Annotated in this window: 22 protein-coding genes; 12 read left to right on the forward strand and 10 right to left on the reverse strand. The window is 71.9% G+C overall.

The window, feature by feature from the left end; all coding sequences use genetic code 11:
- Positions 1–107: 107 nt before the first annotated feature.
- From AB0H71_RS33480 to AB0H71_RS33500, 5 genes are all read left to right on the forward strand, one after another.
- Positions 108–464, forward strand: coding sequence for a hypothetical protein (locus tag AB0H71_RS33480; RefSeq protein ID WP_357029477.1), 357 nt, complete (start codon positions 108–110; stop codon positions 462–464).
- A 509-nt stretch (positions 465–973) separates the two neighbouring features.
- A complete protein-coding gene (locus tag AB0H71_RS33485; RefSeq protein ID WP_357029480.1) occupies positions 974–1,672 on the forward strand; it encodes a pentapeptide repeat-containing protein in 699 nt (232 codons plus the stop codon).
- A gap of 148 nt (positions 1,673–1,820) precedes the next feature.
- Positions 1,821–3,023 (forward strand): argininosuccinate synthase, encoded by a 1,203-nt coding sequence (locus AB0H71_RS33490; protein WP_357029484.1) that lies wholly within the window; start codon positions 1,821–1,823, stop codon positions 3,021–3,023.
- Positions 3,020–4,426 carry an argininosuccinate lyase gene (gene argH, locus AB0H71_RS33495; protein ID WP_357029487.1) on the forward strand — a complete coding sequence of 469 codons (1,407 nt, stop codon included), beginning with the start codon at positions 3,020–3,022 and terminating at the stop codon, positions 4,424–4,426. Before AB0H71_RS33490 ends, argH begins: the two co-directional genes overlap by 4 nt.
- A 193-nt stretch (positions 4,427–4,619) precedes the next feature.
- Entirely contained in the window at positions 4,620–4,952 is a 333-nt protein-coding gene (locus tag AB0H71_RS33500) for a hypothetical protein (RefSeq protein WP_357029490.1), read from the forward strand.
- 78 nt (positions 4,953–5,030) lie between these two features.
- Here AB0H71_RS33500 and AB0H71_RS33505 read toward each other — a convergent pair whose 3' ends face one another.
- Entirely contained in the window at positions 5,031–5,381 is a 351-nt protein-coding gene (locus AB0H71_RS33505; protein WP_357029493.1) for a hypothetical protein, read from the reverse strand.
- Between the two features lie 205 nt (positions 5,382–5,586).
- Positions 5,587–6,135 (reverse strand): isopentenyl-diphosphate Delta-isomerase, encoded by a 549-nt coding sequence (idi, locus tag AB0H71_RS33510; protein ID WP_357029496.1) that lies wholly within the window; start codon positions 6,133–6,135, stop codon positions 5,587–5,589.
- A 156-nt stretch (positions 6,136–6,291) separates the two neighbouring features.
- On the opposite strand from idi, the gene AB0H71_RS33515 reads away from it, so the two are divergent.
- Positions 6,292–9,237 carry an AMP-binding protein gene (locus AB0H71_RS33515; RefSeq protein ID WP_357029499.1) on the forward strand — a complete coding sequence of 982 codons (2,946 nt, stop codon included), beginning with the start codon at positions 6,292–6,294 and terminating at the stop codon, positions 9,235–9,237.
- Positions 9,238–9,289: 52 nt separating this feature from the next.
- On the forward strand, positions 9,290–9,889 hold the full coding sequence (locus AB0H71_RS33520) for a class I SAM-dependent methyltransferase (protein WP_357029502.1): 600 nt from the start codon (positions 9,290–9,292) through the stop codon (positions 9,887–9,889).
- A 49-nt stretch (positions 9,890–9,938) separates the two neighbouring features.
- Here AB0H71_RS33520 and rffA read toward each other — a convergent pair whose 3' ends face one another.
- Both rffA and AB0H71_RS33530 read right to left on the reverse strand, forming a co-directional pair.
- Positions 9,939–11,078: a dTDP-4-amino-4,6-dideoxygalactose transaminase gene (rffA, locus tag AB0H71_RS33525; RefSeq protein WP_357029505.1), complete on the reverse strand. Its 1,140-nt coding sequence runs from the start codon at positions 11,076–11,078 to the stop codon at positions 9,939–9,941.
- Complete coding sequence (locus AB0H71_RS33530) at positions 11,068–12,162, reverse strand: glycosyltransferase (protein ID WP_357029508.1); 1,095 nt, start codon at positions 12,160–12,162, stop codon at positions 11,068–11,070. Before AB0H71_RS33530 ends, rffA begins: the two co-directional genes overlap by 11 nt.
- Positions 12,163–12,397: 235 nt before the next feature.
- Between AB0H71_RS33530 and AB0H71_RS33535 the strand changes: the two genes are divergently transcribed.
- Genes AB0H71_RS33535 through AB0H71_RS33545 form a run of 3 tightly spaced genes read left to right on the forward strand, consistent with a single transcriptional unit; the run spans position 12,398 to position 15,310 of the window.
- Entirely contained in the window at positions 12,398–14,566 is a 2,169-nt protein-coding gene (locus AB0H71_RS33535; protein ID WP_357029511.1) for a hypothetical protein, read from the forward strand.
- Complete coding sequence (locus AB0H71_RS33540; protein ID WP_357029514.1) at positions 14,563–15,072, forward strand: GtrA family protein; 510 nt, start codon at positions 14,563–14,565, stop codon at positions 15,070–15,072. Before AB0H71_RS33535 ends, AB0H71_RS33540 begins: the two co-directional genes overlap by 4 nt.
- Positions 15,073–15,076: 4 nt before the next feature.
- The gene (locus AB0H71_RS33545; protein WP_357029517.1) at positions 15,077–15,310 is read left to right on the forward strand and encodes a Trm112 family protein; all 234 of its coding nucleotides are present in this window, start codon (positions 15,077–15,079) and stop codon (positions 15,308–15,310) included.
- Positions 15,311–15,312: 2 nt separating this feature from the next.
- On the opposite strand, the gene AB0H71_RS33550 is transcribed toward AB0H71_RS33545, so the two are convergent.
- Genes AB0H71_RS33550 through AB0H71_RS33560 form a run of 3 tightly spaced genes read right to left on the reverse strand, consistent with a single transcriptional unit; the run spans position 15,313 to position 17,389 of the window.
- Complete coding sequence (locus AB0H71_RS33550; RefSeq protein WP_357029520.1) at positions 15,313–15,906, reverse strand: TetR family transcriptional regulator; 594 nt, start codon at positions 15,904–15,906, stop codon at positions 15,313–15,315.
- Positions 15,903–16,661: an ABC transporter permease gene (locus AB0H71_RS33555; RefSeq protein WP_357029523.1), complete on the reverse strand. Its 759-nt coding sequence runs from the start codon at positions 16,659–16,661 to the stop codon at positions 15,903–15,905. The genes AB0H71_RS33550 and AB0H71_RS33555 overlap by 4 nt, the downstream gene beginning before the upstream one ends.
- Positions 16,658–17,389 (reverse strand): ABC transporter ATP-binding protein, encoded by a 732-nt coding sequence (locus AB0H71_RS33560; protein WP_357029526.1) that lies wholly within the window; start codon positions 17,387–17,389, stop codon positions 16,658–16,660. The genes AB0H71_RS33555 and AB0H71_RS33560 overlap by 4 nt, the downstream gene beginning before the upstream one ends.
- Positions 17,390–17,479: 90 nt before the next feature.
- Here AB0H71_RS33560 and AB0H71_RS33565 point away from each other — a divergent pair, with 90 nt between their 5' ends.
- Positions 17,480–18,073 carry a DNA-3-methyladenine glycosylase gene (locus tag AB0H71_RS33565; protein ID WP_357029529.1) on the forward strand — a complete coding sequence of 198 codons (594 nt, stop codon included), beginning with the start codon at positions 17,480–17,482 and terminating at the stop codon, positions 18,071–18,073.
- 1 nt (position 18,074) lies between these two features.
- On the opposite strand, the gene AB0H71_RS33570 is transcribed toward AB0H71_RS33565, so the two are convergent.
- From AB0H71_RS33570 to AB0H71_RS33580, 3 genes are read right to left on the reverse strand one after another with little or no spacing between them, the layout of a single operon-like run.
- Positions 18,075–19,208, reverse strand: coding sequence for a hypothetical protein (locus AB0H71_RS33570; protein WP_357029532.1), 1,134 nt, complete (start codon positions 19,206–19,208; stop codon positions 18,075–18,077).
- The gene (locus AB0H71_RS33575) at positions 19,205–19,777 is read right to left on the reverse strand and encodes a hypothetical protein (RefSeq protein WP_357029534.1); all 573 of its coding nucleotides are present in this window, start codon (positions 19,775–19,777) and stop codon (positions 19,205–19,207) included. Before AB0H71_RS33575 ends, AB0H71_RS33570 begins: the two co-directional genes overlap by 4 nt.
- Before the next feature lie 7 nt (positions 19,778–19,784).
- A complete protein-coding gene (locus AB0H71_RS33580; RefSeq protein WP_357029536.1) occupies positions 19,785–21,416 on the reverse strand; it encodes a VWA domain-containing protein in 1,632 nt (543 codons plus the stop codon).
- A gap of 121 nt (positions 21,417–21,537) precedes the next feature.
- Between AB0H71_RS33580 and tyrS the strand changes: the two genes are divergently transcribed.
- Positions 21,538–22,830 carry a tyrosine--tRNA ligase gene (gene tyrS, locus AB0H71_RS33585; protein WP_357029539.1) on the forward strand — a complete coding sequence of 431 codons (1,293 nt, stop codon included), beginning with the start codon at positions 21,538–21,540 and terminating at the stop codon, positions 22,828–22,830.
- Positions 22,831–23,010: the final 180 nt, after the last annotated feature.

Here is a 23,010-nt window from a genome sequence, read left to right on the forward strand (position 1 = left end):
AACAGCTCCACCATCACCGGGTCAGACGCCGAGATCACCGCCACGACAGCAGACTACCGCTGCGGCACAACGGCTTACGGGACAGCCTTTAGGGGAGGAGTTCGCACGTGAATCCTGATCTGCCGCAACCACAACCCGGATACCGGCCCGCGCCGTTCCAGGCGAGAAGTGATCGCGATGTGCTGACGCCGAATCAGCGGATCGTCTTCCTCGCCGTCTACCTGTTCCTCGGCTTCGGCCTGTTGGCTACGGCGGTAGTGGTGGGGTATCTCGGCTGGCGTTCGGACGTCCAGGCTTGGATAGAGAATGACTCGCGATTGCGAGGTGATTCACCATCGCTTCTCCCGCACCTGGTGGGCTCCTCGGTCGTCACCACTGTTTTCGGGGTTCCACTGCTCGTGATAGTCGCTGTACTCAAGGCGAAGCTGCGAAACTACATGATGGAGGGTCCGTTTCGAGGTTGACCGACGTGGTGACGAGGGTTCGGGGCCGATAGCGATCCCCCCTCCGATCCGCGGGATGCGGGCCGGGCGACCGCGTCGTCCGGGGGCCCCGGCGCAGTACGAACGACGAGGTCGAACTCGGATTCCTCCGCCCTCCTCGACGCCTTGCCCGAAGAACTCGGGAAGCTGGTGCAGCCGAAGATCGACAGCGGCGGGGCGACCGTGATCGACCAGGGCAGCAGATCGAGTGCAGCAATCGCGTCGGTGTGGGCGGGACCGGATCGCCGCACTCGGTCGATGTTCCGTTGCCGGCGAAGGAGCGATGATGCGGAAGTGCCTGGTGGTGGCGGCCACTGTGATCATCGCCGCGACGGCGGCAGCCTGCGGGACCGAGGAGCCGATCGCCGAGTGCGGCGCGAGCATCGACGTGACCGCGAGTCCGGAGCCCTCGGCGCCCGTCGGTCGCGCTGAGAGCGGCATGACACGGCGCGCAAGGCGCATCTCCAGCAGTTGGTGGAGAGCCACCCCCAATGGCAAGGAAAGGTGCTCTGGTAGGTGTGGGTACAGCTCGTGGCCATTCGCCGGCCGACGTCATCCGCTGGCCGGACGATCCGGCGGCGCACCGGGCACTCGACGACTACCTCCGGCGTGTTTCCGCCGATCCGGACGCGGAGCGGACCGCCGAACTCCTCCTGGCGGGGCGGAGGCTGAATTTCACGGGCGCGGATCTGTCCGGGCTCGACCTCCTCGGCGCGGAGTTGAGCGGAGCCGACCTGACCGATGTCCGGATGGCCGGGGTGGATCTGTACATCGCGTGGCTCGGCTTCGCGCAGCTGTCCGGTGCCGACCTCAGCGATGCCGACCTCCGGAAGGTGCAGGCATCACACTGCCGTGCACGGCACGCCGCTTTCCGCGGCGCTGATCTGCAGAAAGCCGATCTCTCCGATGCGAACCTGGTGGGCGCCGACTTCAACGGTGCTCGCCTGCAACGGGTTTCGTTCTCCGGGGCGGACCTCCGCCGCACCGACCTTCGCGGGTCCCACCTGTGGACGACGAGATTGTCGAATGCCAGGCTGGCGGGATGTGACGTCAGCGGAGCGGCCGGGCTGGTGCTGGGCCCGATCGACATCGGTCTGGATACGCCGCGCCTGATCGATGGCTCCGAACTGGAGGAGTGGTTCGGCGCGAACGGGGCGCCGCGGGTCGAGGTGTACGTCAGGGCCGCGTAGCGCGCGACCTCCGCTCGGGCTGCGGCAGGAGCCGCCCGGCGCAGTACTCTTCCCCGAACACCCCACCCCACCGATGAATGGCTTTGCAGACTCATGCATAATCATTTGCAGAGGGCACCCCGCACAGAAACCTAGGAGCACACACACCATGTCCGATCGCGTCGTACTCGCCTACTCCGGTGGCTTGGACACCTCCGTCGCCATCAGCTGGATCGGCAAGGAGACCGGCGCCGAGGTCGTTGCCGTCGCCATCGACCTGGGCCAGGGCGGCGAGGACATGGATGTGGTGCGCCAGCGCGCGCTGGATTGCGGCGCGGTCGAGGCGATCGTGGTGGACGCGCGGGACGAGTTCGCGAACGAGTACTGCCTGCCGACCGTGCAGGCGAACGCGATGTACCAGGGCAAGTACCCGCTGGTGTCGGCGATCAGCCGGCCGCTGATCGTGAAGCACCTGGTGGAGGCGGCGAAGTTCCACGGGGCGAGCACGGTGGCGCACGGCTGCACCGGCAAGGGCAACGATCAGGTGCGGTTCGAGGTGGGGATCGGGGCGCTGGCGCCGGATCTGAACGTCATCGCGCCGGTCCGCGACTACGCCTGGACCCGGGAGAAGGCGATCGCCTTCGCCGAGGAGAACAAGCTGCCGATCAGCGTCACCAAGAAGTCGCCGTTCTCCATCGACCAGAACGTGTGGGGGCGCGCGGTCGAGACCGGGTTCCTGGAGGACCTGTGGAACGCGCCGACCAAGGACGTCTACGACTACACCGCCGACCCGACGGTGAACTTCGAGGCGCCGGACGAACTCATCGTCACCTTCGACAAGGGTGTTCCGGTCGCCATCGACGGGCGGCAGGTCTCCGTGCTGGAGGCCATCGTCGAGCTGAACAGGCGGGCGGGGCGGCAGGGCGTGGGCCGGCTGGACATGGTCGAGGACCGGCTGGTCGGCATCAAGAGCCGGGAGATCTACGAGGCGCCGGGCGCGATCGCGCTGATCACGGCGCACGAGGAGCTCGAGGCCGTGACCGTCGAGCGGGAGCTGGGGCGGTACAAGCGGCAGGTGGAGCAGCGCTGGAGCGAGCTGGTCTACGACGGCCTGTGGTTCTCGCCGCTCAAGCGCGCGCTGGACGCCTTCGTCGCCGAGACCCAGGAGCACGTCTCCGGTGACATCCGGATGGTGCTGCACGGCGGCAATGTCGTGGTCAACGGCAGGCGCAGCGAGCAGTCGCTGTACGACTTCAATCTGGCCACCTACGACGAGGGCGACACCTTCGACCAGTCGCTGGCCAAGGGCTTCGTGCAGATCCACGGCCTCTCCTCGAAGGTCGCCGCGCGGCGCGACCTGAACCAGAAGTGAGCGGCGGCACCAATACCGGCGCGCTCTGGGGCGGCCGGTTCGCCGACGGCCCGGCCGCGGCCATGGCGGCGCTGAGCAAGTCCACGCACTTCGACTGGGTGCTGGCCCCCTACGACATCCGGGCGTCGAAGGCGCACGCCCGGGTGCTGAACAAGGCCGGGCTGCTCTCCGCGCCCGACCTGACGGCCATGCTCGCCGGACTGGACGCGCTCGCCGCCGATGTGGCCTCCGGCGCATTCGGCCCGGCGGAGTCGGACGAGGACGTGCACGGCGCTCTGGAGCGCGGGCTGATCGAGCGGGTCGGGCCGGAGCTCGGCGGGCGGCTGCGGGCGGGGCGCTCGCGGAACGACCAGGTGGCGACGCTCTTCCGAATGTGGCTGCGGGACGCGGCGCGTCGGGTCGAGGCGGGGCTGCTCGACGTGGTCGAGGCGCTGGTCGCGCAGGCCGAGGCGCATCCGGACGTCGTGATGCCGGGCAAGACGCACCTCCAAGCCGCGCAGCCGGTGCTGCTCGCGCACCACCTGCTGGCGCACGCGCACCCGCTGCTCCGCGATATCGACCGGCTGCGCGACTTCGACAAGCGCGCGGCGATCTCGCCGTACGGGTCGGGTGCGCTGGCGGGCTCCTCGCTCGGGCTCGACCCGGAGGCCATCGCGGCCGACCTGGACTTCCACGCGGCGGCGGCGAACTCCATCGACGCCACCTCGGCCCGCGACTTCGCGGCGGAGGCGGCCTTCGTGCTCGCCATGATCGGCGTCGACCTGAGCCGGATGGCGGAGGAGATCGTCGTCTGGAGCACGCCGGAGTTCGGCTACATCACGCTGGCCGACGCCTGGTCCACCGGGTCCTCGATCATGCCGCAGAAGAAGAACCCGGACGTCTCCGAGCTCACCCGCGGCAAGGCGGGGCGGCTGATCGGCAACCTCACCGGGCTGCTCGCCACGCTCAAGGCGCAGCCGCTGGCCTACAACCGGGACCTGCAGGAGGACAAGGAGCCGCTCTTCGACTCGGTGGCGCAGCTGGAGCTGCTGCTGCCTGCCATCGCGGGGCTGGTCGGCACGCTCACCTTCCACCCGGAGCGGCTGGCCGCGCTGGCACCGGCCGGGTTCACGCTGGCCACCGATATCGCGGAGTGGCTGGTGCGGCAGGGGGTTCCCTTCCGGGTGGCGCACGAGGCGGCCGGTGGGTGCGTGCGGGCGGCCGAGGCGCGCGGGGTCGGGCTGGACGAGCTCACCGACGCGGAGTTCGCGGCGGTCGATCCGGCGCTCACCCCCGCGGTGCGCGAGGTGCTCACGGTGGCGGGGTCCATCGCGTCCCGCGATGCCAGGGGTGGTACGGCGGGCGTGCGGGTGGCGGACCAGCTTGCCGAGGTGAAGGCGGAAGTCGCGCGGCTGCGCGGATAGATCCGGCGGCCGGTCGCGCTCCTGTGCGAGACACTCGGCGCGCGGGCGAGCGCGCGGTGGTCTTCGCGGCGCCACCGACCGACCGCGAAAGCCGCCGTCACGGCCTGTTTCTTGTCGGACCCTCCCGGTAGAATCGACAGTGTGTTCGAGCGCGAGTCCGTGCGTTCGACACCGTCAGGGATGGGAGGGCCCCGTGACCGAATCCGCCACCGCCCGCATCGGAAGCGTCACCGAACTCCGCAGCGCGAGCCACCGCTATCGGCGGCCCGCGTCGGAACCGATCACGCCGTACGCGCCACTGGCCCGGCGCCCGCTGCCCGTGGGTAAGCCGAGGCACTGGTACATCACCCACAACCGCAGGCTCAAGGCCATGCGGCTGGCCATCGCGCTGCTCGACGCAGGCACCTACCTGCCGACCCAGGCGAGCAACGAGAAGATCCGGCGCACGGCCGAGCAGGTCGGCATCCGGCCGCCGTCGGACGCGACCTGCCGCATGGTCCGCACCATGCTGCGCTACAGCCGGTAGCGGGAACGACGCCGGCCGGGTGCGCTCAGCGCCACCCGGCCGGTATCCCGCGGGCCCGTCTCCCCGACGGGCGAGTTCTCAGGCCGCCACGGCGGCGCTCAGCCGGTCCAGCGCGGCCTCGGGGTCGGCCACGTCGACCACGAGCCGGGTGTACTCGCCACCGGCCAGGTCGATCCGGATGGCGCGGCCGGTGAAGGTGGTGTCCCAGAACTCCTTGCGGCCCTTGCCCCGGTAGGTGCCCGCGGCGATCACGCCGGGGAAGAAGGTGCCGGGCGCGCGCACCCACGGCGGGCGCAGATCCACCTCGGCGGGGGTGATGGCCTCGATATCGGCGACATCGAGGGTGAGTTGCCCGCGCAACGCCAGGATGCGGTGTCCGCCGAGGACGTTCAGCGTCACCGTCGACTCGTCCAGCTCCAGCTCGACCATCGTCAGAACCTCCCGGTTGCGTCGCGTGCGATCAGGGGTGATCGCCGTACGCCACTCACTCTGGCCGGGGCTGCTGGCCACGTGCTGAGCCCAGCCTGTGAGTTCCCCAAGTCTTTCGATCTTGACTCACTCGTCGATACCGCGATATGCGCATCGGACTATATGGGCCCGACCCTGGCGGAGGCCCGAGAAGGACGCAGGGAGGTCAGCCGAGGGCGACGTCGAGCACGCCGGTGAGCCAGGGGGTGAAGTCGCCGGGGCGAGCGGCCAGCTCGGCGCGCAGCTCGGCGGGCGCGACCCACCTCACCTCGGCGACCTCGGCCGGGTCGGGCCGTGGCACCTCGTGCGTGAGCACCCCGGTGAGCACGTGGTCCCACTCGTGCTCGACCCGCCCGGTGCGCTCGTCGTCGGCCCGGTAGCTGTAGACGCCGCGCTCGGTGAGCCCGGTGGTCAGCCCCAGCTCCTCGATCAGCCGGACCGTCGCCGCCGCGACCACCGGCTCGCCCGGCGCCGGGTGGCCGCAGCAGGCGTTCGCCCAGAGCAGCGGGAACCGCGTCTTGACCGCGGCCCGGCGCTGCAGCAGCACCCGGCCCTCGGCGTCGAAGAGCACCACCGAGAAGGCGCGGTGCAGCCGGCCCGGCTGCTGGTGCGCCTCGAGCACGGGGCAGGCGCCGACGGCGTGCCCGGTCTCGTCGACGAGCTCGACGGGCAGGGTCTCGCGGTCGGTGGCCGGCGGCTGCGCGATGTCGGTCATTGCCCCAGCCTATCGGCGAACGCGGATCACAGCCTGGTCGCACTGACCGGTGTCGTCGTAGCGCGGGGACATAATGGGTACGCGATGTGCGAAGCTCGTCTGCGCACGTCGGATGCGTGTGAGAGCGGTCACGGTGAGGTACGGCCAGGAGCGATCGTGAATTTCGGTGTGCAGGGAATCGCCGGTTCGGTGCAGCGTCTGATGGCGACGGCACAGAACGGGCTCGAGGTGATCCGCTTCGGCGGGCTGACGCACGACGTGGAGTCGTCGCCCTTCGAGGTGGTCGAGCGCAGACGCATGTACCGGCTGCGGCACTACTTCCCGGACGAGGCAGGCGAGGGCCGCCCGGTGGCGCTGCTGGTGCCGCCGCTCATGGTCAACGCCGACATCTGGGATGTGGGCGCCGAGAACGGCGCGGTCGGCATCCTGAACCGCGGCGGCGTGGACTGCTGGGTGGTCGACTTCGGCTCGCCCGCCACCGAGGAGGGCGGCTGGCAGCGCGACCTGGCCGACCACATCCTGGCGATCAGCAGCGCCATCGACACCGTCACCGAGGCGACCGGCAGCGACGTGCACCTGATGGGGTACTCGCAGGGCGGCATGTTCGCCTACCAGACCACCGCCTACCGCTACGGCAAGGGCGTCGAGAGCATCGTGACCTTCGGCAGCCCGGTCGACATCGTCAACGGCATGCCGTTCGGGCTGCCCTACGGCATGGTCTCCGAGGCCGCCGACTTCGTCGCCGACCACGTGCTGAACCGGCTGCCGATCACCGACTCCATGGTGCGCATCGGCTTCCAGCTGCTCGACCCGGTGAAGACCGCCAAGTCGCGCATCGACTTCCTGCGCCAGCTGCACGACCGGGAGGCGCTGCTGCCCAAGGAGCGGCAGCGGCGCTTCCTGAACAGCGAGGGCTGGGTCGGGTACGCCGGGCCCGCCGCGGCCGACCTGCTCAAGCAGTTCGTGGCGCACAACCGCATGATGTCCGGCGGCTTCGTGATCCGCGACCACCCGGTCTCGCTGGCCGAGCTGCGCTGCCCGATCCTGGCCTTCGTCGGCGAGGTGGACGATATCGGCCAGCCCGGCGCGGTGCGCGGCATCGTGCGCGCGGCCCCGCACGCCGACGTCTACGAGGCGACGCTGCTGGCCGGGCACTTCGGCCTGGTCGCCGGCTCGACGGCGAGCAACCGCACCTGGCCGCTGGTCCGGCAGTGGATCGACTGGCTGGACCGGGAGCACACGCTGCCGCCGGAGATCACCCCCATGTCGGAGTACGTGGCGCCGAACGCGCCGCGCTCGGCCGCGGCCCGCGCCATCCACACCGCCGGTTCGCTGGTGGAGGCCGGCACCGGTATCGGCAAGGCGCTGGAGAACCTGGCCTCGGGGGCCATGAAGGGCTCGGTGGAGCTGGTCGGCGAGGCGGCGCGCGCGCTGCCCCGGCTCACCCGGCTCGGCACCATCCAGCCGCACACCCGGATCTCGCTGGGCCGGCTCCTCGCCGAGCAGGCGAACCGGGCGCCGAACCGCGATCTCTTCCTCTTCGACGACCGGGTGCACACCAACGAGGCGGTGAACGCCAGGATCGACAATGTGGTGCGCGGGCTGATCTCGGCGGGGGTGCGCCCGGCGAACCGGGTCGGCGTGATCATGGAGACCAGGCCGAGCGCGCTGGCCACCGTCGCCGCGCTCTCCCGGCTCGGCGCGGTCGCGGTGCTGCTCGCACCGGGCAGCGAGCTGAAGCGCGCGCTCGGGGTGACCGGGGTGCGCACCGTGGTCAGCGACCCGGAGAACCTGAGCCAGGCCGCCGCGGCCGGGGCCAGGGTGCTGGTGCTCGGCGGCGGCGCGGAGCGCGAGCTGGAGATCCCGGCCGGCGGCGACGTCACCGATCTGGAGCAGATCGACCCGGCCGCGGTCCCGCTGCCCGGCTGGTACACGCCGGACCCGGGGCTCGCCCGCGAGCTGGCCTTCGTGCTGGTCATCGGCACCGGCGACCGGCTGGAGACGAAGTACATCACCAACCACCGCTGGGCGCTCTCCGCCTTCGGCACCGCCACCTCGGCCGATCTGGATCGCCGGGACACGGTGTACTGCCTGGCGCCGCTGCACCACTCGTCCGGGCTGCTGGTCAGCCTGGGCGGCGCCATCGCGGGCGGCAGCCGGATCGCGCTGGCGCGCTCGCTCGACCCGCACCGCTTCGGCGAGGAGGTGCACCGCTACGGCGTCACGGTGGTCACCTACACCTGGACCATGATGCGCGACATCCTGGACGCCGAGGTCTTCCCGAAGGGGCACCGGCACCCGATCCGGCTCTTCATCGGCTCCGGCATGCCCGCGGGGCTGTGGCGGCGCACGGTCGAGCAGTTCGAGCCGGCCCGGGTGCTGGAGTTCTACGCCTCCATCGAGGGCGACGTGGTGCTGGCCAATGTCAGCGGCGTGAAGCACGGCAGCAAGGGCAGGCCGGTGCCGGGCACCGCGCGGGTCGAGCTGGTGGCCTACGACCCGATCGCGGAGGAGGTGCTGGTCGACGCGGACGGGTACGCCAGGCGCTGCGCGGACAACGAGGTCGGGCTGCTCATCGGCAAGGCCGCGGACAGCGTCGACCTCTCCACCGGCGGGCTGCGCGGGGTCTTCACCCGCGGCGACTCCTGGATGCCGACCGAGAACCTGTTCCGCCGCGATTCGGACGGCGACTACTGGCTCATGGACCGCCGCGACACGGTGATCCAGGGCAAGCGCGGCCCGGTCTACTCGCAGCCCATCGTGGACGTGCTGAACGACATCGGCGCGGTCGACATGGAGGTGGCCTACGGCCTGCCGGACGGCGGGCACTGCCTCGCCGTCGCGGCGGTGAGCGTGCGCGACGGGCACCAGCTGGAGCCGAAGGACGTCACCGAGGCGCTGCGCGCGCTCGACCCGGACCAGCGCCCCGACATCGTGCACGTGGTGCCGGAGATCCCGCGCAGCGCCACCTTCCGGCCCTCGACCCGGGCGGTCCGGGAGACCATGCCGCCGGTGCCGGGGCCGGACACCTGGTACTACGACCGGCAGTCGGAGAGCTACGAGGTGCTCACCGAGGCGGAGGCGGGCCGGCTGCCGGGGTGATCGCGAAACCCGGCGTGCGCGAGCCGATCCGGGGATGGCATAGTCGGGGCCCGTGAGCACCAGCCTCATCTACCGCAACGGCATGGTCTACGGCGTTCTGATGCGCGCCCTGTACGGGCGGCACTACCCGGACCGGTTCCGCGCCGTGGCGGCGGAGATCCCGCACGGCGCCTCGGTGCTCGACCTGTGCTGCGGGCCGTCCACGCTCTACACCCGGTACCTGCGCGGCCGCGAGGTGGACTATTACGGCCTCGACCTGAACGAGCGCTTCGTCGCCGATGTGCGCAAGGCCGGGGGCCGGGCCGATGTCTGGAACCTGGGCGACGGCGCCGCGCTGCCCGCCGCCGACGTGGTGCTCATGCACGCCAGCCTCTACCACTTCCTGCCCGACGCCTCGCCGGTGCTCGACCGCATGCTGGCCGCCGCCCGGGACCGGGTGGTGCTCGCCGAGCCGGTGCGCAATATGGCGAGCAGCGACAACAGGGTGCTGGCCGCGCTCGGCAAGCGCTACACCGACGCCGGCGACGGCGCCCAGGCGCACCGCTACACCGAGGAGACGCTGGACGCGCTGCTCGCCCGCTACGCGGACCGGGTCGTCAAGGAGACGCTGATCGCGGGCGGCCGGGAGAAGCTGTACGTCCTCGAGCCGTAGCGGCTTCCGCCGGGCGCGGCCGCTGCCCGCGTGCCGAGCGGGCAGCCCGTCAGACCGTGAACGCGGTGACGGCGTCGACGACCCGCTCGACCTGCTCGTCGGTGAGATCCGGCCAGAGCGGCAGCCGCAGCACCGTCGCGGAGAACTCCGCGCTGCGCGCGCACGGCACCGGCGTGCGGCCGAGCTTGAGCCCGGCCGGGCTGGAGTCCAGCGGCACGTAGTGGAAGGGCGCGGAGACGCCGAGCCCGGCGAGGTGCCGGATCAGGTCGTCGCGCAGCTGCTCGTTCGGCGCGCGCAGGTAGTAGAGGTGCGCGGTGTGCGCGCGGTCCTCCGGCACCGTCATGAGCCGGATGTCGTTGCGCCGCGCCCACTCCGGCAGCGCGGTGGCGTAGGCGTGCCACACCCGGTGCCTGCCGGTCTGGATCAGGTCGAACTCGTCCAGCTGGGCGTCGAGCACCGCGGCGTTCAGCTCGCTCGGCAGGTAGCTGGAGCCGATGTCCTGCCAGGAGTACTTGTCCACCGCCCCGCGCAGGAACCGGGCCCGGTCGGTGCCCTTCTCCCGGATGATCTCGGCGCGCGCCATCAGGATCTCGTCGGAGAGCAGCAGCGCGCCGCCCTCGCCGCAGTGCACGTTCTTGGTGTCGTGGAAGCTCAGCGTGCCGAGCGTGCCGAGGGTGCCGAGCGGCCTGCCGCGCCAGCGCCCGCCGAGGCCGTGCGCATTGTCCTCGACCACCGCGAAGCCGTGCGCGGCCGCGAGCTCGAGCAGCCCCGCCATGTCCGCCGCGACGCCGCCGTAGTGGATGACGACCACGGCCTTGGTGCGCGGGGTGACCACGCGCGCCACCGCGGCGGGGTCCAGGTTGCCGGTCTCCGGGTCGATATCGGCGAAGACGCAGGTGGCCCCGCGCAGCGCCATCGAGGTCGCGGTGGAGGTGAAGGCGAAGCTGGGGACGATCACCTCGTCGTCCGGGCCGAGCTCGAGCAGCAGCCCGGCCATCTCCAGCGCCGAGGTGCAGGAGGTGGTGAGCAGCGCGTGCGGCGCCTCGGTGATGGCCTTGAGCTTGGCGGTGGCCGCCGCGGTGAAGGGCCCGTCGCCGTGGCTGTGGTCGGAGCCGAGCACCGCCTCCAGGTTGGCGAGTTCGCGCTGCGCGCGGTGCGGGCGGCTGAAGAGGATGCGCTCAGTGCTCAACCTGCTCGACCTCCCTGGTGGTGATGGTGTCCCCGGCGTGCTGTTCGACGCGCGGGATGGGCGAGCGGACCGTGAGGTACAGCGGTTTGCCGACCAGGATGTGCAGCGCGACGCCGAGGTACTCGGCGATCAGCCCGAGCGAGAAGAGCGTGGCCCCGGAGCACAGCAGCACCACCACGATCATCGAGGCCCAGCCCTCCGGCGCCCAGTCCTCGGTCCGCATGGCCTCCCAGACCACGACGCCCGCGACCACCACCCCGGCCAGCGCCAGCGTCACGCCGAGCAGGCTGACCAGCCGCAGCCCGCGGGTTCCGCTGCACAGCACCATCTTCCAGAACAGCGAGAAGAGCCTGCGGTAGTTGTAGCCGGAGTCCTCGCGGCCCTCCGCGCGCAGCAGCACCGGCACCTGCGCCACCCGGCCCACCACCCAGCTCAGCGCGACGTCCAGGTAGGCGCCGTTGGAGGCGACGTCGGCCAGGCTGCGGCCGATATCGCCGCGGATCAGCCGGAAGCTCTCGAAGCGGGTGGAGTCCGGGAAGGCGAAGAGCGTGGCGAGCACCAGCTTGGCGCCGCGCGAGGTCAGGTTGCGCAGGAAGCCGTGCGGACGGGTGTTGCTCGGCTTGGAGTAGACCAGGTCGGCGCGCTCGCCGAGCGCCGCGTCCAGGAAGGCGGCGATGAAGCCGGGGTCGTGCTGGCCGTCCTCGTCCATGGTGACGATCCAGTCGCCGCGGGCGGCGGCCATCCCGGCGATGGTGGCGGCGTCCTGCCCGTAGTTGCGGCTCAGCCAGATCGGGCGCACCTGCGGGTAGCGCCGCTCCAGCTCCTGCAGCACCACGTCCGAGCGGTCCGGGCCGTGGTCGTGCACCAGCAGCACCTCGTCGACCACGAAGAGCGCACCGCCGGGGGTGGTGCCCGCCGCGGCGAGCCGGTCGAGCTCCGCGACCAGCGGCCCGATGGTGTCCTCGCCCCGGTACACCGGGACGACCACGGAGATCGAGTGCGGCCGGTCGACGCCCGGCCGGGCGAGCTCGCCGTGCGGCGTCACATCGGCCGGGCGGGGGGGACGAGCGGAGGGAATCGGCATCAGCTGGATCGACTTTCGACAACGGTGCGTGCCGGCAACTCCCCGGCGGGGGAGGCGGACCCGAGACGTCCGGAACTCTAACACGGTGCGGTAACGGCCCCGCTGCCCGTGCGGGCCCCCTTCGGGCGGTGGCGGTACCGCACGCGCACGGTAGGGTCTGGAACTCGTGACCGACAGTGCAGTACCGGACTCCCGCCGGAATGTGTACCGGTGGGGCCTCGTCACCGTTCTCGGTGTGATCGCGGGCTACGCCGCCGTCCTGCTGGCCAATGCCAGGCACTACTACACCGACGACACCGAATCGCAGTACACCGCGCTCTGGGTGGGGCTCGGCCGTTCGCTGCGCGACGGCGTCTTCCCGGTGATGGTGCCCGAGCAGTGGATGGCCGGGAACAACACCATGGACGACGCGGGGCTCTTCAACCCGCCGCAGCTGCTCATCGACCTGATCGCGCCATCGATCGACAACGTCGCGGTGTACGCCACCGTGGTGAAGCTCATCTTCGCGATCATCGCCGCGCTCGGCGTCTACCGGATCGCGCTGGTCTACGGCGCGCGGCCGGTGTGGTCGGCGGTGGCGGGCGTCGCCTTCCCGCTCTCCGGCTTCTTCCTCTTCTTCGACCAGGCCAGCTGGATGACGGCGCTCACCGGCACCGCCTGGCTGGTGCACGCCTGGGCCTCCTCGGTGCGCTACACCCGCGGCACCGGCGGCCCGATCCCGGTCTTCGTCTTCCTCTACCTGACGATCACCACGCAGTACATCTTCCCCGCGGTCGAGGCGGTGCTCATGCTGGCCGCGGTCGCCGTCGGCGAGCTGGTGTACCAGCGGCGCTGGCAGCCGATCGCCCGGCTCACCGCGGTCGCCGCCTGCGCCGGGCTGGCCGGGCTGATCGCCTTCCTGCCGAGCATGCTCTCGGCCAAGGTCACCTGGCGCGGCACCGCGCAGATCATCAACGACCAGTTCCTCACCGTGCCCTGGTCGGAGTCGCTGAACGCCAGCCTGCCGAGCGCGCTGCCCGCCTTCACCTCGTGGTGGAGCTACGTGCACCCGATGCCGGTCACCTATATCGCCTGGTTCCTGATCCCGGCGCTGGCCTTCATCGACTGGACCAGGGCGCGCGGCGCCTGGCGCGAGCTCATCGCGGTCGCGCTCTTCGCGATCATGATGCTCATGTGGACCGCGGGCCCCGGCTCGGTGGGGCCGCTGCGCTGGCCGGTCCGGGTGCTGCCGATGCTCGCCATCGGGCTGCTGGTGCTGGTCTGCGTGCTGATCGGCCGGTTCGGCACGGTCCGCGAGTGGCGGCCGCGGGCGATCGCCGCCGCCGTGCTGGTGCTGGCGCTGCTGGTGCGCTCGTTCTCCGCCGACCCGGCGCGGGCGGGCTGGCACCTGCTCGCCGCCGTCGCGCTGCTCGCGCTCGGCGCGGGCGTGGTGTGGCTGGGCCGCACCAGGGGCACCGCCTTCGCGGGCGCGCTGACCCTGCTCGCCATGTTCCCCATCGCCTACTTCCAGGTGGACGCCGCGCAGCCGACGCCGATGGCGTGGAACCTGCCCGCGCACCGCTCGGACGCGCAGAACTCCTTCCCGGACTTCCCCGGCACCACCCTGCAGCTCGGCGACCGCGGCCTGCTGCAACCGCAGGACAAGAGCGTCGAGGGCGCCTACGGCTCGCTGGTCTTCGGCAACTACGCCCGCGCCGTCGAGCTCGACTACGTCAACGGCTACACCCCCAGCGGCCACTTCTACTTCGGCGAGCTGCTCTGCATGCGCTGGGACGGCAGCGTCTGCCCGGACGCCTACCGCCGCATGTTCGCCCCCGAGCCGAGCACCGGGCGCCCCCTGGTCGACCTGATGAACGTCGACCGGGTCACGCTGCAGAAGGCGCTCTTCCCGGACGCCGGGCTGAACCCCGCGCCCGAGGGCTGGAAGTGGGTCGACTACCCCGGCAATGCCCGCTACATCTGGGTGCTGGAGCGGGAGAGCGGGCTGATCTCCACGGTGAACGGCCGGGTCTCGAACAGCGCCGGGGTCACCGCGACCTCGCTCGGCGAGAGCGACACCACCAGCCGGGTCCGGGTCAGCTCGCCCGGCGGCGGCAAGGTCACCTTCGCCCGGCTCGGCTGGCCGGGGTACCGCGCCACGCTGGACGGGAGGGACATCCCGATCACCACGGTCGCCAAGTCCTTCATCGCGATCGACGTCCCCGCCGGCACCGAGAACGCCGAGCTGGTGCTGACCTGGCGCCCGCCCGGCTGGAAGATCGGCATCGGGACCGCCGTTCTCGGCCTGGCCGGGCTCGGCGTCCTGCAGTGGGGGTACGTCCGCTCCCGCCGCCGCGACGAGCCGGAGGCCGCCGAGACCCCCGCCGACGACGCGGATCGCCCGCTGGCGGACGTCGCGCCGTGAGCGAGGGCCCGACCGAGCCGCCCGGCGCACCGCACCCGGTGGCGCCGCTCGGCGGCCCGGCGCCCGTCGAGGTCGCGGCCGACGAGCAGGCCGAGCCCGGCCTCCTGCTGCGCCTGGTACGCCGCCAGGAGGTCGGCTTCGCCCTGATCGGCGGCTTCAACACCGTCTTCGGCATGGCGCTCACGCTGTTCTGGCTCTGGTTCCTGCCGGACTCCTGGCCCGCCGCCGTCTCGGTGGTCTTCGCCTACGCCGTCGGCACCACGACCGCCTTCGTCCTGCACCGCACCCTGGTGTTCCGGGTGCGCGGCCGGGTGCTGCGCGACTTCCTCGGCTTCGTGGCGGTGAACTCCGGCGGCCTGCTGCTGAACATCGTGCTGCTCTCGCTCGCCGTCGACGTGCTGGCGCTGCCGGAGATCCCGTCCACCGTCGTGGTCATGGCGCTGGTCGCGGTGGCGAGCTTCTTCGGGCACCGGCACATCTCGTTCCGCCGGGCCGAGGTAGGTTGAGCCCATGCCGGAGCAGTACACCCTCGACCCGACCCTGCTGAGCCTGCTGGCCTGCCCGGAGGACAAGGGCCCGCTGCGGCTGGTGCGCACCGCCGACGGCAGCACCGTGCTCTACAACGAGCGGCTGGCCCGCGCCTACCCCATCGACGGCGGCATCCCGGTGCTGCTGATCGACGAGGCGCTGCCGGTGAGCGACGCCGAGGCGGCCGCGTTCACCGACGTCGCCGCCGACGCCTGAGCTCAGCCGAGCTCGCCGGTGAGGTAGCGCTGCACGGTCGGCCCGACGGCCGCCACCACCGCGTCCACCGGCATGGAGGCCAGCGGCTCCAGCTCGACCACCTTCCTGGCGACCAGCACGCCGAGCAGCTGCGAGGCCACCAGCGCGACCCGCCCGCTGCCGTCGTCGGCCTCGGTGGCGATCCGAGCCCGCACCCGCTCCAGCGCCACCTCGACGAAGAAGCTGCGCGCCAGCCCGGGGTCGGTCCCGGCCACCAGGGTGCGCAGCACCGCGACCGCCGCGCTGCCCAGCTCGGAGTCCCACAGCGTCACCAGGGTGCGCACCATGGTGGCGCCGAGCTCGTCCAGCGGCACCGCGCCGAACACCTCCATGACCACCTCGGGGTCGATCGGCAGCTCCACCACCGCGGCGAAGAGCTGCCGCTTGCTGCCGAAGTAGTGGTGCACCAGCGCCGGATCCACCCCGGCGTCGCCGGCCACGGCCCGGATCGAGGTCCGGTCGAAGCCGTGCTCGCTGAACCGCTTCCTCGCCGCGTCCAGGATCGCCGCGCGCGCCCCCGAGCTGCCCGGTCGCCGCCCGGAACGGCCCGCGGTCACGCCGTGCGGCGGCGTAGCGTCGCCGCGCCGAGCCCGAGCGCGACCACCGCGAAGGCGGTCACCACGGCCAGATCCCGCCACATCTCCCCGGTGGGCTCCGCATGCGTCGCGACCTCCTGCAGCGCGTCCACCGCGTAGCTCAGCGGCATGATGTTGCTCACCGCCTCCAGCCAGCCGGGCAGCTGCCCGCGCGGGACGAGCAGCCCGCACAGGAAGATCTGCGGCGCCACCACCACCGGCATGAACTGCACGGCCTGGAACTCGGTGCGTGCGAAGGCGCTCGCCAGCAGCCCGAGCGCGACCCCGAGCACCGCGTCCAGCACCGCGATCAGCACCACCCAGCCGGGGCTGCCCGCCGCGGTCAGCCCGAGCAGCCCGAACGCCACCAGACAGGCCACCCCGGCCTGCGCCGCCGCGGCCAGTGAGAACGCGGTGCCGTAGCCGCCGAGCAGGTCGAGCTTGCGCAGCGGCGTGGTGAGCAGCCGCTCCAGCGTGCCCGAGCTGCGCTCGCGCTGCATGGCGATGGCGGTGATCAGGAACATGACGATGAACGGCAGGATGCCGAGCATGCTGATCCCGACCCGGTCGAAGAGCGACTGCGACTGCGGGGGCGTCGGCACGTCCTGGTAGACGAAGTACAGCAACACCATCAGCACCGCGGGCACCACCAGGATCATGGCGACCGTCCTCCGGTCGTTGCGCAGCTGCCGCAGGATCCGCCCGGTCGTGGCGGTGTAGGGACGCAGGGTGGTCATGCGGTCGCTCCCGTCGTGATGAGGTTCAGGAAGGCGGATTCCAGGTTCTGCTCGCCGGTGCGGTCGCGCAGCTCGGCGGGGGAGAGCTCGGCCAGCAGCCTGCCCTCGCGCATGAGCAGCAGCCGATCACAGTGCTCGGCCTCGTCCATGACGTGGCTGGAGACCAGCAGCGTCGTCCCCGCCGCGGCCAGCGCGGCGAACTGCTTCCACAGCTCGACGCGCAGCACCGGATCCAGCCCGACGGTCGGCTCGTCGAGGACGAGCAGCTCCGGCTCCGCGACCAGCGCGCAGGCCAGCGAGACCCGGGTCTTCTGGCCGCCGGAGAGCGCGTCGCCGCGGTTCCCCGCCCGCTCCGCCAACCCCACGGCGGCGATCGCCGCGTCCACCGCGGCGGCGTCGCGCCCGTACACGGCGGCGTAGTAGGCGACGTTCTCCCGGACGCTGATATCGCTGTAGATGCTCGGCGCCTGGGTGACGTACCCCACCGCCGCCCGCAGCGCCGCCGCGCCCGCGGGCCGCCCGAGCACGGTCACGCTGCCGCCCTGCACCAGCTGGGTGCCGACGATCGCGCGCATGAGCGTGGTCTTGCCGCAGCCGGACGGCCCGAGCAGCCCGGTGATCGAGCCGCGCGGAATCGTCAGCGCGATGTCGTGCAGCACCGGCCTGCCGCCGCGCCGCACCTCGAGGCCGGTGATCCGCACGGCGGGTTCGGAGGAGGAATCGGGCATCTCGCCTCTATTCATCGAGTGTTGAATTCACTGCATGATGAATTTACGCCCGGATCGCCCCGCGGCACAACCGTTCGGCACAATCGGCCGGTGCAAGAACTCGTCACCGACCCGCCCGCCGCCGCCCGCCGCCTGCTCGGCGCCACGTTCTGGTCCGACCCGGTGGGGCTGCGGATCGTCGAGGTGGAGGCGTACGGCGGCGACCCGGCCGGCCCGTGGCCCGACCCGGCCTCGCACTCCGCCCGCGGCCGGACCGCCCGCAATGCCGTCATGTTCGGCCCGGCGGGCGCGCTGTACGTCTACCTGAGCTACGGCATGCACTTCTGTGCCAACGTCACCACCGGCCCCGACGGCACCGCCAGCGCGGCGCTGCTGCGCTCCGGCGAGGTGATCGCCGGGCTCGACGTCGCGCGCTCCCGCCGCCCGGCCGCCCGCACCGACGCCGGGCTGGCCCGCGGCCCCGGCAATCTGGGCAGCGCGCTCGGGCTGAGCCTGGCCGACTACGGCACCGACCTCACCGACCCCGGCGCCGCGATCCGGCTGGAACTCGGCCCGCCGCTCCCGGACGCGGCCGTCGCGGCGGGCCCGCGGGTCGGGGTGAGCCTGGCCGCCGACGTCCCGTGGCGCTTCTGGCTGCCGGACTCACCGGCCGTCTCCGCCTACCGCCGCAGCCCGCGCGCGTAGCTCAGCACTGCCCGGTCTCGAAGCAGCGCAGCAGCAACCCGGTGACCTCCTGGTTCGGCGCCTGCGTCTTCCGCAGCGCCGCGGTCGCGGGCAGCGCGACCCCGGGGAACGCCTGTCCGAGGCCCTGACCGAGGCTCTGCTCCAGATCCGGGCTGCCCGGCCGGAAACCGTAGCGCCGCCCGGCGATGGCCTGGATCTCGCCGTCCCGCATGGCCTCCGCGAACCTCCGGCCGTTGGGGGTGAGCGCGAGGATGGGGTGCTCGTTCAGGATGGTCGGCTCCGGGTAGAGCGTGACGATCTGTTCCGGCACCCGCCCGCCGCGCCAGGCCGCCCACTGCAGCAGCTGGTTCTCGTACCCGGCGAGCAACCCGCCGGTGCCCTGGATGAGCCACTGGTCGAAGGCGCTGTCCGAGCCGGGCCGCAGCAGCCCCTGCGCCTCGATCAGCGCCCGCACCCGGGGTAGCGCCGCCTTCGCCTGCTCGGCGGTGGCGGGGCGGTACGGGTCGCCGGTGGCCAGGATCGCCAGCTCCAGCTGCGCCAGCGTCATGCCGGAGTTCGACTTGGCCGGATCGCTGCTGCCGACGATGATCGGCCCGGCAGGCACCGCCACCCCGATATCGGCCCAGCTCCGGCGCTGCAGGATGAGCTCCTCCAGCAGCCGCCGCATATCGACGATGAAGTACGCGTCGTCCCGCCGCGCCACGATCCCGCTGCGCAGCAACCCGTCCGCGACCTCCCGGTTGGCGTACAGCACCTCCGGCGACTGCAGCACCGGCTCGGCCCGGTACTCCGGGAAAGCGTCGCTGCTCGCGCCCTCGAAGATCGCTTGCGCGCTGAACGACGAGGGCCAGAGGCAGTCGAGGCCGTCCGCGCGCAGCTGCTCGGCCGGGGTCCGCACCTGCGCGTACGAGCCGCGCTCGCGGAAGCTCGGTTCCAGCCCGAACCGCTCCCGCAGGATCCGCTTCACCTCGGCGTCGCCCATGAGCCCGCTCTTCTCCGAGCCGCCGAGGCAGGTGACCGCGGTGGCCCCCGCTGCCTCGGCCCCCGGCCGGGCGATCAGCCAGATTCCGGTGCCGAGCAGCACCAGCACCACGAGCACGACGAGCACCGGCCCGCCGATTCCACGCTTCCTCATCGTTCCCCCTCCCTGAAGAACGGCAGGTACGGCCCCGATTCCAGCCGCATCCGGTCGATCGCCCGCTGAAATCCGAGCACGTGGTCGTCGATCAGGTCGGCGCGGGCGCCCGCCATCTCGTCGGCGAAGACCGGGGCGAGCTCCCGGAACATCCGCACCGCCTCGTCCGCCCCGGGACGGTCCTGGAAGTACAGGTACCGCTCCAAGCCGTCGGCCACATTGCGCAGCCGCTGGTGGATGACCGACAGGTCGGTGTCCGCCGGGATCCGGGCCCGGTCGTCCTCGACCATGCCGAGAATCGCCGCGCAGGCCCGGACCAGCGCGTCCCCGGTCGGGGCATCGCGCACCCGAGCGCTGGCCGCGGTGACCTGCCCGGCGAGCCGGACCAGGTTGCGCAGCAGCGCTTTCCGGCGCCACCGGGCGTGCACCGCGGGCGCACCCGCGGCCGCGGCGAGCACCGCCGCGGCGGTGAGGACGGCGGTGCCCGCCGCGCTGCCGCTCGCCGCGTAGACCGGCAGCGCGACGAGCGCGGCGGGCGCGCCCGCGTAGACAGAGAGGCGGGTGAACACGGCCCCCCTAGCGGAAGGCCGCTGCGGTGCGCAGCGCCGTCGAGACGTCGTCGCCCGCGGGCAGGTAACTGCCGCCGGTACCGCTCGCGATACCGCGCAGATCCCGCTCGTCGACATCGCCGAACCCGATCGCGAGCACCGGCACCCCGAGCGCGGTGAGCTGCCGGATCGCGGCGTTGTCGCTCCCGCTGTCCTGGCCGTCGGTCATCAGCACCACGGTGCGCTTGCGCCCGTCGGCCGCGTGCTCGCGCAGCACCCGCGCCGCCTCGCCGAGGCAGCGCCGGATATCGGTGCCGCCGGTCGGGCCGAGCGCGAGCACCCGGTCCTTCAGCTCGGTGAGTTCGCCGGGGTCGTTGCCGTCCACCGTCCACGGACCCCCCTTGATGGTGCTGTCGAAGACGATCATCGTGGTGCTGTCCTGCGGGTTGACCAGCAGTTTGTGCTTGCGCGAGAGCTCCGGGTCGAGCAGCGAGCGCACCGCGTCCTCGACCCCGTCCCAGCCGGGGCCCTCCATGCTGCCCGAGCCGTCGATGCAGTAAACGAAGTCGCCGGGCCGCCGGTACCTGGTCTGGTAGTTGTCCAGCGCGGCCTGGATGACGTCGACCGCGGGGAAGGTCACCGGCTGCTCGGTCTTCGCCGTCTCCACGCCCCAGGCCGGGTCGAAGACGTCGCGCGGGGCGTCCGGCAGCGCGAGCCCGATCCCGCTGTTCGGCCTGCGGCCGAGCCGGGTGAGCATCTGCTGCGCCTCCGGCCCGAGCAGGTAGTCCCGCAGCCGCTCGAAATTCGCCTGCTTGGCGGTATTCGCCCCGTGCGGGAGGAAGGCGATCGGCGAATCCGCGAAGGCCAGCGAGCCCTGGGGGTACACCACGGTCATCGGCTCCCGCCCCTGCGCCGCCAGCTCCCTGTTCTGCTCCAGGACCAGTGCCTCGTAGGTGAAGACGCCGTCGCAGCGGTCCGGCTGCGCCACGCACTCGCCCATCATGGTCCCGGTCGAGGGCGGGGTGTAGGAGAAGGCCCGCGCGAACCGGGTGATCCCGTCTCGTACCTGCGGCGACTCCAGCTGCGCCATGCTCAGCGGCGTGCCGGGCGGGTTGCCCGCGAAGTGGTTCAGGAAGCCGAGCAGCACCGTCGCACCCGAATTCGACTGCGCCGGATTGGTGATCCACACCCTCGTCCGGCCGGACTCCACCGCCGCCAGGATCGACTCGATGGTGGTGTCGCTGCCCGGGGTGAAGCCGAGCCCGGCCATCCGCTGCCGCCACCCGGCGAAGACGATGGGCGAGGAGAAGGTGGTCGCCGAGCCGGTCAGGCTGCCGCACGCGCGATCGCCGAGCTGCGCGAAGACCGAGCTGGCGAACCAGAACACGTCGTACGGCGGCAGGCTCGCGCAGTCGTCCCGGTCCAGCAGCACGGCCTGGTCCACCGAGCCCATGGGGGTGGCGGTGCAGGTCAGCCCCTCCCGCTCGCACCACGGCCGGACCACCCGGTCGAAGACGGTGGTCTGCTCCGAGCCGAGCACGATGTTCAGCACCCGCGGGTCGTCGCTGTACGAATCAATGCGGGTCGGCTCGTCCCCCGAGCATCCCGCGGTGAACAGGAACACTGTGGCCGCGATGGCGGCGAATGCGCGTCTCTTCATAGGTCCTCGCGCGCGAAGCTACGGCGCCGAAGGGGCCGCGCCGTGTCGCCCGCGTGAACAGCTGTGTTCGCGGACGCCCTGACCAGCGCCCCGCTCCGCCGGTGCGGCAGAATCGGTTGCCGTGAGCAGCGACATCATCGACGAACTGACCTGGCGCGGCCTGATCGCGCAGTCCACCGATCTGGATGCCCTGCGCGCGGCCCTGGCCGGCGCGCCGCTCTCGCTCTATGCCGGCTTCGATCCGACCGCCGCCAGCCTGCACGCGGGCCACCTCGTCCCGCTGCTCACCCTGCGCCGCTTCCAGCGGGCGGGGCACCGCCCCATCGTCCTCGCGGGCGGCGCCACCGGTCTCATCGGCGACCCGCGCGACGTCGGCGAGCGCACCATGAACGCCGCCGACACCGTCGCCGAGTGGGCCGAGCGCATCCGCGCCCAGCTCGAGCGCTTCGTCGACCTCGACGACTCACCCACCGGCGCCACCATCGTGAACAACCTGGACTGGACCGGCTCGCTCTCGGTCGTGGACTTCCTGCGCGATATCGGCAAGCACTTCTCGGTGAACGTCATGCTGGCCAGGGACACCGTCAAACGGCGGCTGGACACCGACGGCATCTCCTACGCCGAATTCAGCTACATGCTGCTGCAGGCCAACGACTACCTGCAGCTGCGCCGCAGCCACGGCTGCCGGCTGCAGGTCGGCGGCTCGGATCAGTGGGGCAACATCATCGCGGGCGTCGAGCTGAACCGGCGGGTGGACGGCGAGCCGGTGCACGCGCTCACCGTCCCGCTGGTCACCTCCGCGGACGGGAAGAAGTTCGGCAAGTCCACCGGCGGCGGCAGTCTGTGGCTCGACCCCGAGCTGACCAGCCCGTACGCCTGGTACCAGTACTTCGTGAACACCGCGGACGCCGATGTCATCCGCTACCTGCGGTGGTTCACCTTCCTGAGCCGCGAGGAGCTGGACGAGCTGGAGACGGCGACCGCCGAGCGCCCGCACGCCAGGGAGGCGCAGCGCAGGCTCGCCGCGGAGATGACCACCCTGGTGCACGGCGAGGCCGAGACGCGGGGCGTGCAGCTGGCGAGTCAGGCGCTCTTCGGCCGCGCCGACCTGCGGAAGCTCGGGGAATCGACGCTCGCCGCCGCGCTCCGGGAGGCCGCGGTGGACGGGACGGTCGCGGAGATCGATCCGAGCGGGACGAACACCATCGTCGACCTGCTGGTGGCGTCCGGGCTGTCGGAGAGCAGGGGAGCGGCTCGCCGCGCGGTGAACGAGGGGGGTGCCGCGGTGAACAACGAGCGCGTCTCCGACCTCGACTGGACCCCCGGTGACGGCGACTACCTGCACGGACAGTGGCTGGTGCTGCGCAGGGGCAAGCGCAACTTCGCCGGCGTGCGGCGCACCGCGCGGGAATGATCTTGATGGTGGCCCGGATCACACCGATGTGATTCCGGGCCACCGCCGGGCCGCGGGGTCGCTGACCTGCGGTTTCGCGGCGCTGACCAGGCGATTTGACGTTGCGTTTTCCGCCGCGTAACTTATTCAACGTCAGAGCGACACGGACACCGACCCGGGAGACCGGGACACGAGGTTGGA

This window comes from Nocardia sp. NPDC050697, assembly GCF_040654395.1.
Classification (GTDB): Bacteria; Actinomycetota; Actinomycetes; order Mycobacteriales; family Mycobacteriaceae; genus Nocardia.